This is a genomic window from Acidovorax sp. KKS102 (assembly GCF_000302535.1).
In the GTDB taxonomy this organism is placed as follows: Bacteria; Pseudomonadota; Gammaproteobacteria; order Burkholderiales; family Burkholderiaceae_C; genus Acidovorax.
The window spans coordinates 975,803-988,215 of record NC_018708.1; the positions used below are offsets into that span (position 1 = coordinate 975,803).

At 64.4% G+C, this 12,413-nt stretch carries 17 protein-coding genes; all 17 read left to right on the forward strand.

Features of this window, described 5'->3' with window-relative positions:
• Nucleotides 1-20: 20 nt before the first annotated feature.
• Nucleotides 21-1,388, forward strand: a complete 1,368-nt coding sequence (gene hisD, locus C380_RS04350) for a histidinol dehydrogenase (RefSeq protein ID WP_015012680.1) — start codon at nucleotides 21-23, stop codon at nucleotides 1,386-1,388.
• A gap of 143 nt (nucleotides 1,389-1,531) precedes the next feature.
• The gene (locus C380_RS04355) at nucleotides 1,532-2,806 is read left to right on the forward strand and encodes a hypothetical protein (RefSeq protein ID WP_015012681.1); all 1,275 of its coding nucleotides are present in this window, start codon (nucleotides 1,532-1,534) and stop codon (nucleotides 2,804-2,806) included.
• A gap of 155 nt (nucleotides 2,807-2,961) precedes the next feature.
• On the forward strand, nucleotides 2,962-3,186 hold the full coding sequence (locus C380_RS04360) for a hypothetical protein (protein ID WP_015012682.1): 225 nt from the start codon (nucleotides 2,962-2,964) through the stop codon (nucleotides 3,184-3,186).
• A 14-nt stretch (nucleotides 3,187-3,200) separates the two neighbouring features.
• Complete coding sequence (locus C380_RS04365; RefSeq protein ID WP_015012683.1) at nucleotides 3,201-3,653, forward strand: PIN domain-containing protein; 453 nt, start codon at nucleotides 3,201-3,203, stop codon at nucleotides 3,651-3,653.
• Entirely contained in the window at nucleotides 3,650-4,771 is a 1,122-nt protein-coding gene (gene hisC, locus C380_RS04370) for a histidinol-phosphate transaminase (RefSeq protein ID WP_015012684.1), read from the forward strand. The genes C380_RS04365 and hisC overlap by 4 nt, the downstream gene beginning before the upstream one ends.
• The gene (gene hisB / locus C380_RS04375; protein WP_015012685.1) at nucleotides 4,768-5,406 is read left to right on the forward strand and encodes an imidazoleglycerol-phosphate dehydratase HisB; all 639 of its coding nucleotides are present in this window, start codon (nucleotides 4,768-4,770) and stop codon (nucleotides 5,404-5,406) included. Before hisC ends, hisB begins: the two co-directional genes overlap by 4 nt.
• Before the next feature lie 51 nt (nucleotides 5,407-5,457).
• Nucleotides 5,458-6,135 carry an imidazole glycerol phosphate synthase subunit HisH gene (gene hisH, locus C380_RS04380; protein WP_043565135.1) on the forward strand — a complete coding sequence of 226 codons (678 nt, stop codon included), beginning with the start codon at nucleotides 5,458-5,460 and terminating at the stop codon, nucleotides 6,133-6,135.
• A 64-nt stretch (nucleotides 6,136-6,199) separates the two neighbouring features.
• Nucleotides 6,200-6,940, forward strand: coding sequence for a 1-(5-phosphoribosyl)-5-[(5-phosphoribosylamino)methylideneamino]imidazole-4-carboxamide isomerase (gene hisA / locus C380_RS04385; RefSeq protein ID WP_015012687.1), 741 nt, complete (start codon nucleotides 6,200-6,202; stop codon nucleotides 6,938-6,940).
• 123 nt (nucleotides 6,941-7,063) lie between these two features.
• Entirely contained in the window at nucleotides 7,064-7,864 is an 801-nt protein-coding gene (gene hisF / locus C380_RS04390) for an imidazole glycerol phosphate synthase subunit HisF (RefSeq protein ID WP_015012688.1), read from the forward strand.
• 124 nt (nucleotides 7,865-7,988) lie between these two features.
• Entirely contained in the window at nucleotides 7,989-8,387 is a 399-nt protein-coding gene (hisI, locus tag C380_RS04395; RefSeq protein WP_083871647.1) for a phosphoribosyl-AMP cyclohydrolase, read from the forward strand.
• A gap of 20 nt (nucleotides 8,388-8,407) precedes the next feature.
• Nucleotides 8,408-8,782, forward strand: coding sequence for a phosphoribosyl-ATP diphosphatase (locus tag C380_RS04400; protein WP_043566048.1), 375 nt, complete (start codon nucleotides 8,408-8,410; stop codon nucleotides 8,780-8,782).
• A complete protein-coding gene (locus C380_RS04405) occupies nucleotides 8,779-9,165 on the forward strand; it encodes a membrane protein (RefSeq protein WP_015012691.1) in 387 nt (128 codons plus the stop codon). The genes C380_RS04400 and C380_RS04405 overlap by 4 nt, the downstream gene beginning before the upstream one ends.
• Nucleotides 9,158-10,195 (forward strand): patatin-like phospholipase family protein, encoded by a 1,038-nt coding sequence (locus tag C380_RS04410; RefSeq protein WP_015012692.1) that lies wholly within the window; start codon nucleotides 9,158-9,160, stop codon nucleotides 10,193-10,195. Before C380_RS04405 ends, C380_RS04410 begins: the two co-directional genes overlap by 8 nt.
• 72 nt (nucleotides 10,196-10,267) lie before the next feature.
• Complete coding sequence (locus C380_RS04415) at nucleotides 10,268-10,624, forward strand: histidine triad nucleotide-binding protein (protein ID WP_015012693.1); 357 nt, start codon at nucleotides 10,268-10,270, stop codon at nucleotides 10,622-10,624.
• A gap of 106 nt (nucleotides 10,625-10,730) precedes the next feature.
• Nucleotides 10,731-10,973: a Sec-independent protein translocase subunit TatA gene (gene tatA, locus C380_RS04420; RefSeq protein ID WP_015012694.1), complete on the forward strand. Its 243-nt coding sequence runs from the start codon at nucleotides 10,731-10,733 to the stop codon at nucleotides 10,971-10,973.
• 52 nt (nucleotides 10,974-11,025) lie between these two features.
• Nucleotides 11,026-11,490, forward strand: a complete 465-nt coding sequence (tatB, locus tag C380_RS04425) for a Sec-independent protein translocase protein TatB (protein ID WP_015012695.1) — start codon at nucleotides 11,026-11,028, stop codon at nucleotides 11,488-11,490.
• Between the two features lie 59 nt (nucleotides 11,491-11,549).
• A complete protein-coding gene (tatC, locus tag C380_RS04430; RefSeq protein WP_015012696.1) occupies nucleotides 11,550-12,344 on the forward strand; it encodes a twin-arginine translocase subunit TatC in 795 nt (264 codons plus the stop codon).
• Nucleotides 12,345-12,413 lie beyond the last annotated feature (69 nt).

Genomic DNA, 12,413 nt, shown 5'->3' on the forward strand with positions numbered 1-12,413 from the left:
TTCACCCTACGACTGACACTATGACTTTGGTAGCTGCTCCCGCCCGTCTGTCCACCACTGCGGCCACTTTCGAGGCTGATTTCGCAGCCCGTCTGCACTGGTCTGCCGACACCGACGCGGCCATCGAGCAGCGCGTGGCTGACATCCTGGCCGACGTGCAAAAGCGCGGCGACGCGGCGGTGCTGGAGTACACCGCCCGCTTCGACGGCCTCTCTGCGCCCGACATGGCCGCGCTGGAGCTGACCCAGGCCGACTTCAAGGCCGCGTTCGACGCCATCCCGCAAGCTCAGAGCGACGCCCTGCAGGCTGCAGCGAAGCGCGTGCGCAGCTACCACGAAGCGCAGAAAAAGGCCTCGGGCGAGAGCTGGAGTTACCGCGACGAAGACGGCACCCTGCTGGGCCAGAAGGTCACGCCACTGGACCGCGTGGGCATCTACGTGCCCGGCGGCAAGGCCGCGTATCCGTCCAGCCTATTGATGAATGCCATCCCGGCCCACGTGGCGGGCGTGCAGGAAATCATCATGGTCGTCCCTACGCCCGTGCGGGGCAGCGTGGCGACCGGCGGAACAGGCGAGGGCACGTCAACGAAGGGCGAGCGCAACGAGCTGGTGCTGGCAGCCGCCTACGTGGCGGGCGTCACGCGCGCCTTCACCATCGGCGGCGCCCAGGCTGTGGCTGCGCTGGCGTATGGAACTGAGACCGTGCCCAAGGTGGACAAGATCACCGGCCCCGGCAACGCCTACGTGGCCAGCGCCAAGAAGCGCGTGTTCGGCACCGTGGGCATCGACATGATTGCAGGCCCGAGCGAAATCCTGGTGCTGGCCGATGGCACCACGCCGCCCGACTGGGTGGCGATGGATCTCTTCAGCCAGGCCGAGCACGATGAGCTGGCGCAGGCCATCCTGCTGTGCCCTGACGCCGCCTACCTCGACGCCGTGCAGCGCGAGATCGACCGCCTGTTGCCTACCATGCCGCGCGCCGAGATCATCGCCAAGAGCCTCACCGGCCGGGGCGCACTGATCCTCACCAAGGACATGGAAGAAGCCTGCGCGATCAGCAACCGCATCGCACCGGAACACCTGGAAGTGAGCAGCACCGACCCACACCGCTGGGAGCCGTTGCTGCGCCACGCGGGCGCGATCTTCCTGGGGGCCTACACCTCCGAGAGCCTGGGCGACTACTGCGCAGGCCCCAACCACGTGCTGCCCACCAGCGGCACGGCGCGCTTCTCGTCGCCGCTGGGCGTGTACGACTTCCAGAAACGCAGCAGCCTCATCGAGGTGAGCGAGGCCGGTGCCCAGGTGCTGGGCACCATCGCCGCCGAGCTGGCCTACGGCGAGGGCCTGCAGGCCCACGCGCAGGCTGCCGAGATGCGGTTGAAGTCATAGGGCGCGCGTAAGCGCTTCCTATCCGTCGGCTACGCTGCAGCGCATACCAGAGCCGCCCTGTTTCGCGACGGGGCGGCTTTTTGATTCGCAACGCAAGTCAACGCGGCAGGATACGGCCCTACCCCTATCGCCGAAAGACGCAGATGATCGAAGACAGCGTGGAACCCTGGTTGGGCCAGTTGGAGGGCACGGGCGAACTGTCCGTGGACCGATGGGAGGGCGTCCCCCCGGCGCAGGTGTCGTTCACTTTGGATGCGCGGACGCTGCGCGTGGAGGCAGAGCTACCTACGGCCCACGCGATGCACGCGCGATGGCTGAACGCGCGGGAAGTGCCGTTCGCGCTGCGCGCATGCACGCTGCGGGGGTGTGCGTCCGAGCAGTCAGCGCCCATCGAATTCCGACTGGATGAGCTTGTGTTGTGGGATATGACGCCGGAATGGACGAAAGATGAGGACTTTTTAAACGATACCAGGTTTGCACGCATCGTCCTGATTCCATCGGAACACCGCGTAGTGTTGAATGGCTCCACCGCGATCAACCCGCGCATGCCGTATCAGGTGGTGTACCAGGACAGCGGTGCCTTCCACGTGGTCATGCCGCCGTTGCATGCTGATGGCTTGGCGGACGGCATCCACGTGGCGCAAGACAGAGCCGGGAAGATGGTGCGGTTCAACAGCGTTGGCAACTTCTTCGTCCAGGAAAGGCGCCTGCATGCCGCGTGGAGTCTGTTGCAAGGCGGGGTGATGGACAGGGTTCTAGAGATCGAAGGCAACACGCTGCGCTTGTATGGCGGCGCGGCTGAACCCTGCAGAGCGCACTTCCCGATGGCGCGGGGCGGTGATGTGCTGGTAAAGAGCGTGTTCCTTGGGTTCATGAGCGTCAGTGCGCAGGATTTTGCAAAGTGGTACGAGCCCTTGAAGATGTACTTGGCGGGCAAAGCGTTGCCGACATACATCGAAGTCAGCTTCCTGATGACCATGTCGTGCATTGAGGCGTTGGACGGAGTACGCCAGATCGACGAGAAAACCACCGCCGCATTGCTCGCGGTGCACGAGGGCTTCGCGAAATTTTGCAACTGCATGCGCAACAAGCTCTTTCATGGAGCGGGTGGTTTTCAGCAGGCGTACACGCTGGTGATTGCAGACGACTTTCAAGGGCAGAGCGCGGTCGCGGCGGAGTGCTTGAACTCTGCGGGTGAATTCGATGGAATCCGTTTCATGTCCCGGCTGTGGGAGCGCATGGATGCGTTCTGGGGCGCATGCGTGAACGTTCCGCCCGATGTGATCAATGAGCGTCGTGCGGCCCGAGTGCCGTTGGGGCCGGGAGTCAACCTCCAGGCGCTGTCGCAAGCAGCTGAGGAGGTGCGACAAGACATAGAGCAAAAAAAGCGGCGAAGGATCGAATCCAAGCAGATTTAGGCAATGAGAGAGGGCCAATCGTAAGTGCTGGAAAAAATGCTCAGTTGACGGAAGCGATTCGTGCTCAAGGTGATGCGATAGCCAAATTCAAACAAAAATTGTAGGAAAAATGCACGAACTTCGTGTTGCACGAACTTCGTGTAATATTTTGCCCTATGAAGAACATCACCGTGACCATGGACGACACCGTTGCCGAATGGGTGCGCGTGGAAGCCGCCAAGCGCGGCAGCAGCGTGTCCCGCCTGCTCGGTGAATGGCTGGCCGAAAAGATGCGCCAGGAAGACGCCTATGCCCAGGCCATGCGCGAGGCACTGGGGTTTGAATCCTGGGGCGCGTCTAGCGGACCGTACGTGCCCCGCGAGACCCTGTTTCTGCGCTGAACGGGGCAAATCACATGGCCACCGTCCCCATCTTTGTCGATACCGAAATCCTGCTCGCCAGCGTGGACGACCGCGATGCCGAGCGCCAGGCGCGGGCGCGTGAATGGATCAGCTTTTGCTGGCAGACGCGCAGCGGCCGCATCAGCTCGCAGGTGCTCAACGAGCTGTACAACCAGGCCATCCAGCGTTTTGACGGTCCCCACGTGCTGCAGCAGGTGCGCGCCCAGGTGCGCCGCCTGCGCGTGTGGCTGCCGCCGCACCTGGACTCCTACACCGTGGACGGCGCCTGGGACCTGCAGGACCGCTACCGCCTGGGCTACTGGGATGCGCTCATCCTCTCATCCGCCCACCAGCAGGGCTGCCGCTACCTGCTGACCGAGGCGCTGCCGCACGACCAGCCGATGGACGCCGTGCGCCCCATCAACCCTTACCTTGTCACCCCCAACGAACTGGACACCACCGAATGACTACTCCCGCGTCGTCCCCCCTCCAGGCCCTGGCCCGCATCCGCCCCGACGTGCGCGCCATGCACTCTTATGTCGTGCAGCCCTCCACCGGCATGCTCAAGATGGACGCGATGGAGAACCCCTTCCGCCTGCCCGCGCACCTGCAGGCCGCGCTGGGCCAGCGCCTGGGCGCGGTGGCACTCAACCGCTACCCCGGCGACCGCATTGCTGACCTGAAGGTGGCCCTGGCACAGTACGCGGGCATGCCCGAGGGCTACGGCATCGTGCTGGGCAACGGCTCGGACGAACTCATCACCCTGCTGGCGCTGGCCTGCGCACAGCCAGGCACGGGCCAGCGCGCCACCATGCTGGCGCCCATGCCCGGTTTTGTGATGTACCCGCTGTCCGCGCAGCTGCAGGGGCTGGACTTTGTCGGCGTGCCGCTCACGCCTGATTTCGAGCTGGACGAGCCCGCCATGCTGGCCGCCATTGCGCAGCACCGGCCCGCCATCACCTACATCGCCTACCCCAACAACCCCACGGCCACGCTGTGGGACGAGGGCGCGGTGCAGCGCATCATCGACGCTGCGGGCGCGCAGGGCGGCATCGTCGTCATGGACGAGGCCTACCAGCCCTTTGCCAGCCGCACCTGGATCGACCGCATGCGCGCCGACCCCGCGCGCAATGCGCACGTGCTGCTCATGCGCACGCTCAGCAAGTTTGGCCTCGCGGGCGTGCGCCTGGGCTACCTCATCGGACCCTCGGCGTTCGTGAGCGAGATCGACAAGGTGCGCCCGCCCTACAACGTGAGCGTGCTCAACTGCGAAGCGGCCCTGTTTGCACTGGAACATGCCGAGGTTTTCGCCGCCCAGGCCGCTGAAATCCGTGCCGAGCGCACCACACTCATCGCCGCGCTGCGCCAGATGCCCGGGGTCGAAAAGTGCTGGGACAGCGAGGCGAACATGGTCCTCCTGCGTGTGGCGGATTCCGCCAAGGCCTACGAGGGCATGAAAAACCGCAAGGTGCTGGTCAAGAACGTTTCTACAATGCACCCATTGCTGGCCAACTGCCTGCGCCTGACGGTAGGAAATGCCGAAGACAACGCGCAGATGCTGGCCGCACTCCAAGCCTCCCTATGACTTCCTCCGCACTCGTACCCTCCGCCCCATCGGCCGACCCGATGGCCGACCGCATCGCCGAGGTCAGCCGCAACACCGCCGAGACGCGCATCAGCGTGCGCATCAACCTCGACGGCACCGGCCAGGCCAAGCTGCACACCGGCATCGGCTTCTTCGACCACATGCTCGACCAGATCGCCCGCCACGGGCTGATTGACCTCGACATCGACTGCGAAGGCGACCTGCACATCGACGGCCACCACACGGTGGAAGACGTGGGCATCACCCTGGGCCAGGCCTTTGCGCGTGCCGTGGGCGACAAGAAGGGCATCCGCCGCTACGGCCATGCCTACGTGCCGCTGGATGAAGCGCTGTCGCGCGTGGTGGTCGATTTTTCGGGCCGCCCCGGGCTGCACATGGACGTGAAGTTCACGGCCGGGAGCATCGGCCAGCTCGACACGCAACTGGTGTTCGAATTCTTCCAGGGCTTTGTGAACCACGCTGGCGTGACGCTGCACATCGACAACCTCAAGGGCGTCAACGCACACCACCAGTGCGAGACCATCTTCAAGGCGTTTGGGCGCACGCTGCGTGCGGCGCTGGAGCGCGATCCACGCTCGGCCGGTGTCATCCCCTCCACCAAGGGCTCTCTGTGAATTTTTCACCCAAATCAGGCGCAAGCGCTTGATTTGTATGCGCTAGTAGCTATGAATATGGAAGCAAAAACAGTGGCGGTCGTGGACTACGGCATGGGCAACCTGCGCTCCGTGTCGCAGGCCGTGCAGGCCGCCGCCGAGGGCACGGGCTGGACCGTGGTCGTCACCCAGCGCCCCGAAGACGTGCGCTCCGCCCAGCGCATCGTGCTGCCAGGGCAGGGCGCCATGCCTGACTGCATGCGCGAGCTGCGCGAGTCCGGCCTGCAGGAATCGGTGCTCGAAGCCGCTGCCAGCAAGCCGATGTTTGGGGTGTGCGTGGGCATGCAGATGCTGCTGGACCACAGCGCCGAGGGTGACACCCCTGGGCTGGGCCTGATCCCTGGCGACGTGCTCAAGTTCGACCTGGCAGGCCGCACCCAGCCCGACGGCAGCCGCTTCAAGGTGCCCCAGATGGGCTGGAACCAGGTGCGGCAGATGCCCCACGCGCACCACGGGGGCGGCGTGCACCCGGTGTGGGCGGGCGTACCGGACAACAGCTATTTCTACTTCGTGCACAGTTTCTACGCTGTGCCGCAAAATCCCGCCCATTGTGCAGGGCAGGCCGACTACGGCGGTTTGTTTGCTGCGGCGGTTGCGCGCGATAATATTTTTGCCACCCAGTTTCACCCGGAGAAGAGCGCGGAGCACGGCCTGGCCCTGTACCGCAATTTTCTGCACTGGAATCCCTGATCCCTTAACCCCACCCGTTCGGGCCGAGCTGCGTCTCGCCCTTTTTCACCCGAACTTCACCACCATGCTGCTCATCCCCGCCATCGACCTCAAAGACGGCCACTGCGTACGCCTCAAGCAAGGCGATATGGACCAATCCACCACCTTTGGTGAAGACCCCGCCGCCATGGCGCGCAAGTGGGTGGATGCCGGCGCACGCCGCCTGCACCTGGTGGACCTGAACGGTGCGTTTGCGGGCGTGCCCAAGAACTACAGCGCCATCAAGTCCATCCTGAAAGAGGTGGGCGATGACATCCCCGTGCAGCTGGGCGGCGGCATCCGCGACTTGGACACCATCGAAAAATACATCGACGGCGGCCTGCGCTACGTGATCATCGGCACGGCAGCCGTGAAGAACCCCGGCTTCCTCAAAGACGCGTGCAGCGCCTTCGGCGGCCACATCATCGTGGGGCTCGACGCCAAGGACGGCAAGGTGGCCACCGACGGCTGGAGCAAGCTCACCGGCCACGAGGTCGTGGACCTGGCCAAGAAGTTCGAGGACTGGGGCGTCGAATCCATCATCTACACCGACATCGGCCGCGACGGCATGCTGTCGGGCATCAACATCGACGCCACCGTCAAACTGGCCCAGGCGCTGACCATTCCCGTGATCGCCTCGGGCGGCCTGTCCAACATGGCCGACATCGAGCAGCTGTGCGCGGTGGAGGACGAGGGCGTGGAAGGCGTGATCTGCGGCCGTGCCATCTACAGCGGCGACCTGGACTTTGCGGCAGCACAAGCCCGTGCCGACGAACTGAACGGCTGAAACCGATCACCCCCTGAGCGGCTTCGCCGCTTCCCCCAGGGGACGACGCCAGTGGCCTGGCGAAGCCAGTTCCACGGCGTCTGCTGGCCTCGGTAGCGTCAAATCAACGAATCGCTCACTGACATGCTCGCAAAACGAATCATTCCTTGTCTTGACGTCACCGGAGGCCGTGTGGTCAAGGGCGTCAATTTCGTCGAGCTGCGCGACGCAGGCGACCCGGTCGAAATTGCCGCGCGCTACAACGCGCAGGGCGCTGACGAGCTCACCTTCCTCGATATCACCGCCACCAGCGATGGCCGTGACCTCATCCTGCACATCATCGAGGCCGTGGCCAGCCAGGTGTTCATTCCGCTCACCGTGGGAGGTGGCGTGCGCACCGTGGACGACGTGCGCCGCCTGCTCAATGCCGGTGCGGACAAGACCAGCTTCAATTCGGCCGCCATTGCCAACCCTGAGGTGATCAACGCCGTGTCGGCCAAGTACGGCGCGCAGTGCATCGTGGTGGCCATCGACGCCAAGCGCCGCTCGGCCGAAGACGCGCAACGCCTGGGCGCCAACGGCCAGCCCGTGGGTGCAGGCTGGGACGTGTACAGCCACGGCGGCCGCAAGAACACCGGCCTGGACGCCATCGCCTGGGCGAAGGAGATGGCGCAGCGCGGTGCGGGCGAGATCCTGCTGACCAGCATGGACCGCGACGGCACCAAGGCGGGCTTTGACCTGGAGCTGACCCGCGCCGTCAGCGATGCGGTCAGCGTGCCCGTGATCGCCTCGGGCGGTGTGGGCAACCTCGACCACCTGGCCGACGGCATCCAGACCGGCGGTGCCGACGCGGTGCTGGCCGCCAGCATCTTTCACTACGGCGAATACACCGTGGGCCAGGCCAAGCAGCGCATGGCCGAGCGGGGCATCCCCGTGCGGATGTGATCAATATTCACTCCTGATTTGATAGCTGCTGGCGCATGTAATGCTTGCGCTTGTGGCCAAAAACACCTGAAAAACGTGGATGCGCGCCCTGGCGGGCACGGGCGCGCCACCCGGATCGCCGACAATGGCCCCCATGAACTGGCTCAATGAAGTGAAATGGGATGCGCAGGGCCTGGTGCCCGTGATTGCGCAAGAGCAGGGCACGGGCGACGTGCTGATGTTTGCGTGGATGAACCGCGAGGCCCTGGCGAAGACCGCTGAGCTGGGCCGCGCCGTGTACTTCAGCCGCTCGCGCAAGAAGCTGTGGTTCAAGGGCGAAGAGTCCGGCCACGTGCAGACCGTGCACGAAATCCGCCTGGACTGCGACAACGACGTGGTGCTGCTCAAGGTCACCCAGCAGGGCCACGAACCCGGCATCGCCTGCCACACGGGCCGCCACAGCTGCTTTTTCAGCGTGCTCAAAGACGGTGTCTGGCACGCGGTCGATCCGGTCTTGAAAGACCCCGAATCCATCTACAAGTAATGGCAATGGACGACAAGACCATGAGTTCCCACGATTCCCTGGCGCGTCTGGCCGCCGTCATCGAAAGCCGCAAGCCCGCCAACGGTGGCGACCCGGCCACCAGCTACGTGTCGCGCCTGCTGCACAAGGGGCCCGATGCCTTCCTGAAGAAGATCGGTGAAGAAGCCACCGAGGTGGTGATGGCCGCGAAGGATGTGGACCACGGCGCCGACAAGTCCAAGATCGTCTATGAAGTGGCCGACCTGTGGTTCCACACCATGGTGGCGCTGGCCCATTACGGCCTCACGCCCGCCGACGTGGTGGCCGAGCTGGAGCGCCGCGAAGGCACCAGCGGCATCGAGGAAAAGGCCCTGCGCAAGGTGGCGGAACGCGCTGCCGAAGAAGGCACACCGTGAGCGACATCATCGACGTGCAGACCAGCGACCAGAAGGCCGAAGACCTCAAGGCCATCGGCTGGGTCAGCTATGTGCTGCACCTGATCGTGGCGCTGGGGGCGGTCATCCCGGGCGCACAGCCTGGCGCTGCGCTGCTGATCGTGGCGCTGGTGATCGACCTGGTGAAAAAAGGCGATGCCGAAGGCACCTGGCAGGCCAACCATTTCTCGTGGCGCATCCGCACCGTGATCTGGGCGGGCGTGCTTTACATCGTCACCGCGCCGCTGTGGCTGCTGTTCTTCCTGCCCGGCTGGATCGCCTGGGGCCTGATCTCCATCTGGTTCCTCTACCGCATCGTGCGTGGCATGGTCGCCATGAACAAGAGCCAGGCCGTGGATGCCTGAAGCAGCCCGCTCCCGCCCGCGTCTGAACCTGGCGCTGCAGGGCGGTGGCTCGCACGGCGCGCTCACCTGGGGCGTGCTGGATGCGCTGCTGGAGGACGGCCAGTGGCAGTTCGACGGTGTCAGTGGCACCAGCGCAGGCGCCATGAACGCGGTGGCCCTGGCGCACGGGTTTGCGCAGGCAGCGCTGCAGCACAAGGACCCCGAGGACGCACATCTTGCTGGCTGCGCCCTGGCCCGCGAATCGCTCACCCGCCTGTGGGAAGGGGTGGGCGCGCTGGGCAGCCTGACCTGGGGAACGCCGTTGTCTGCCGCCAATCCGCTCGTGGGCATGATGTCGCAGTGGTTCTCGCCCTACCAGACCAATCCGCTGGGGATCAACCCCCTGCGCAAGCTGCTGGAGCGCGAAGTGGATTTCAGCCTGCTGTGCTCCGCCCGCACCGGCGTCGTCGGCCCCAAGGTTTTTGTGTGTGCCACCAACGTGCGCACCGGCCGGGGCGAGATTTTTTTTGGGCCCCGGCTCAGCGCGGATGCGGTGATGGCGTCGGCCTGCCTGCCCATGCTGTTCAAGGCGGTCGAGATCGAGGGTGAGGCGTACTGGGACGGCGGCTATTCCGGCAACCCCGCGCTGCACCCGCTGATCTACCAGACCGAGACTTCGGACATCCTGCTCGTGCAGATCAACCCCGTCGAGCATCTGGACGTGCCCAGCAGCGCCTCCGAGATCATGGAGCGCATGAACGAAGTCACCTTCAACGCCAGCCTGCTGGCCGAGCTGCGCGCCATCGAGTTCGTTCGCCGCCTGCTCGCCGAGGGCAAGCTCGACGCCCGCCGTTACAAAAGCGTGCGCATGCACCGCATCGATGGCGGCTCGGTGCTGGCGCCCTTTGGGGCCGACAGCAAGCTGCGTGCGGACCTGGCCTTTGTACGCAAGCTGTTTGCACTGGGCCGCACAGCAGGGCAGGAGTGGCTGCACGCACACCGCAAGGATGTGGGCGTGCGCCCCAGCATCAAGATCGCTGACAATGCCTAGCCCATACGCTAGGTGCTCTCAGGATTGCTTTGCAACTGTGCACTACTGATTCCTTTTGCTCCGATCCTTCCCATGCACGATCCGAACTGCCTTTTCTGCAAAATCATCGCGGGCCAGATTCCTTCCAAGAAGGTCTATGAGGACGAAGAAATCTTCGCCTTCCACGACATCCACCCGTGGGCCCCGGTGCACTTTTTGATGGTGCCCAAGCTGCATATCCCTTCCATGGCACAGGTCACCCCGGAGCACGCTGGCGTGCTGGGGCGCATGATGGCGCTGGCGCCGAAGCTGGCGCTGGAGCAGGGCTGCAACCCGTACCCGGATGGTGGCTTTCGCGTCGTGGTAAACACGGGGCTTGAAGGTGGGCAGGAAATCCACCACCTGCATATCCACGTGATGGGCGGACCCCGCCCGTGGCTCAAAGGCTGAACCAGGCTGACGATCGGGGCAGATACAGAGGTGCCGGCATGTCCCGGCATTGAACTCCTGTCACGCCCCCCGTCTAAAATGATTGCAATTCGTTAGGAGATATTTCATGGGCTCTTTTTCCATCTGGCACTGGCTGATCGTGCTGTTGATCGTTGTGATGGTGTTCGGTACCAAGAAGCTCAAGAACATGGGCTCCGACCTGGGCGGCGCCGTCAAGGGCTTCAAGGACGGCATGAAGGACGGCGCTTCGGACGCTCCTGCTGCCGCCACGCCCCCCGCTGGCCAGGTGGCCAACAGCCAGGCTGCCGACAAGACCACCATCGATGTCGAAGCCAAGCAAAAGAGCTGAGCGGGTGCCATCGACCTGCAGCCTTTGCCTGCCTTGTACGGGCGCTTGATCCATGATTGATATTGGTCTGTCTAAAATGGCGCTGATCGGTGCCGTGGCGTTGATCGTCATCGGCCCCGAAAAGCTGCCCCGCGTGGCCCGCACCGTCGGCACCTTGCTGGGCAAGGCGCAGCGCTATGTCTCCGACGTGAAGGCGGAGGTCAACCGGTCCATGGAGCTCGATGAGCTCAAGAAGATGAAGGACACGGTGGAGAACGCCGCGCGCGATGTGCACAACACCATCCAGACCAGCGCCAGCGAGTTTGAGAAAGACTGGAACGAGGCCATCGATTCGAGCAGCAACGCTGATCTGCGCGAGCAGGCGGCCGTGGTGCCTGCCTACAAGCACCCCGGCAAGAACTGGCGCCTCAAGCGTGGTGCGGTGCCCCAGTGGTACAAGGCCCGCAGTGGTGTGCGCACCAAGGCACAGTCTGGCGCAGCCCGCGTAGCACGCTACCGCCCCCAAAAATTCCACTGACGCAGCCTGCCGCGCCCCCTGCGCTGCATGGGCGGCCTTGACGCCCACGAAAACCCACCATGTCCGAAACCCCCTCCAAAGAAGACGAACTTGCCGGCACCGAGCAGCCGTTCGTACAGCACCTCATGGAGCTGCGCGACCGCCTGGTCAAGGCCATGATCGCCATCGCCATTGCGGCGGCCATCCTGTTCTTCTTCCCGGGCCCCGGCGCGTTGTACGACTTTCTGGCCGCCCCCCTGGTGGCCCATCTGCCCAAGGGGGCCACGTTGATCGCCACCTCGGTGATCTCGCCCTTCATGGTGCCGCTCAAGATCTTGCTGATGTCGGCATTCCTGCTGGCGCTGCCCTTTGTGCTGTGGCAGATCTGGGCTTTTGTGGCGCCCGGCCTGTATTCGCACGAGAAGAAGCTGGTGCTGCCGCTGGTGATTTCCAGCACGCTGCTGTTCTTCGTGGGTGTGGCGTTTTGCTACTACCTGGTGTTTGGCCAGGTGTTTGCATTCATCCAGAGCTTTGCCCCCAAGAGCATCACGGCCGCGCCCGATATCGAGGCCTACCTGAGTTTTGTGTTGTCCATGTTCCTGGCGTTCGGCATGGCCTTTGAGGTGCCGATTGCCGTGGTGGTGCTGGCGCGCATGGGCATCGTGAGCGTGCAGAAGCTGCGCGAGTTTCGCGGCTATTTCATCGTGCTGGCCTTTGTGGTGGCCGCCGTCGTGACGCCGCCCGATGTGGTGTCGCAGCTGTCGCTGGCCGTGCCGATGTGCCTGCTGTACGAAGTGGGCATCTGGGCCGCGCAGATCTTCATCAAGCACACCCAGGCGCCCGAAGAGCCTAGCGAGTCCGCTTCCGCATCCTGACCCTCTGGCCTCGGGCGGGGCCGCGACGAAGGTATGCGCAGATCACGTCTCTGGGGCTTCGCCCAGGCT

What these genes read in the sequence shown, in the direction of transcription:
- C380_RS04410 (WP_015012692.1), top strand. Translation starts at nt 9,158, where the DNA reads ATGCCTGAAGCAGCCCGCTCCCGCCCGCGTCTGAACCTGGCGCTGCAG.
- hisB (WP_015012685.1), top strand. Translation starts at nt 4,768, where the DNA reads ATGACTTCCTCCGCACTCGTACCCTCCGCCCCATCGGCCGACCCGATG.
- hisI (WP_083871647.1), top strand. Translation starts at nt 7,989, where the DNA reads ATGGCCCCCATGAACTGGCTCAATGAAGTGAAATGGGATGCGCAGGGC.
- tatB (WP_015012695.1), top strand. Translation starts at nt 11,026, where the DNA reads ATGATTGATATTGGTCTGTCTAAAATGGCGCTGATCGGTGCCGTGGCG.
- hisF (WP_015012688.1), top strand. Translation starts at nt 7,064, where the DNA reads ATGCTCGCAAAACGAATCATTCCTTGTCTTGACGTCACCGGAGGCCGT.
- hisD (WP_015012680.1), top strand. Translation starts at nt 21, where the DNA reads ATGACTTTGGTAGCTGCTCCCGCCCGTCTGTCCACCACTGCGGCCACT.
- tatA (WP_015012694.1), top strand. Translation starts at nt 10,731, where the DNA reads ATGGGCTCTTTTTCCATCTGGCACTGGCTGATCGTGCTGTTGATCGTT.
- hisC (WP_015012684.1), top strand. Translation starts at nt 3,650, where the DNA reads ATGACTACTCCCGCGTCGTCCCCCCTCCAGGCCCTGGCCCGCATCCGC.
- tatC (WP_015012696.1), top strand. Translation starts at nt 11,550, where the DNA reads ATGTCCGAAACCCCCTCCAAAGAAGACGAACTTGCCGGCACCGAGCAG.
- C380_RS04415 (WP_015012693.1), top strand. Translation starts at nt 10,268, where the DNA reads ATGCACGATCCGAACTGCCTTTTCTGCAAAATCATCGCGGGCCAGATT.
- C380_RS04360 (WP_015012682.1), top strand. Translation starts at nt 2,962, where the DNA reads ATGAAGAACATCACCGTGACCATGGACGACACCGTTGCCGAATGGGTG.
- hisA (WP_015012687.1), top strand. Translation starts at nt 6,200, where the DNA reads ATGCTGCTCATCCCCGCCATCGACCTCAAAGACGGCCACTGCGTACGC.
- C380_RS04365 (WP_015012683.1), top strand. Translation starts at nt 3,201, where the DNA reads ATGGCCACCGTCCCCATCTTTGTCGATACCGAAATCCTGCTCGCCAGC.
- C380_RS04355 (WP_015012681.1), top strand. Translation starts at nt 1,532, where the DNA reads ATGATCGAAGACAGCGTGGAACCCTGGTTGGGCCAGTTGGAGGGCACG.
- C380_RS04400 (WP_043566048.1), top strand. Translation starts at nt 8,408, where the DNA reads ATGAGTTCCCACGATTCCCTGGCGCGTCTGGCCGCCGTCATCGAAAGC.
- hisH (WP_043565135.1), top strand. Translation starts at nt 5,458, where the DNA reads ATGAATATGGAAGCAAAAACAGTGGCGGTCGTGGACTACGGCATGGGC.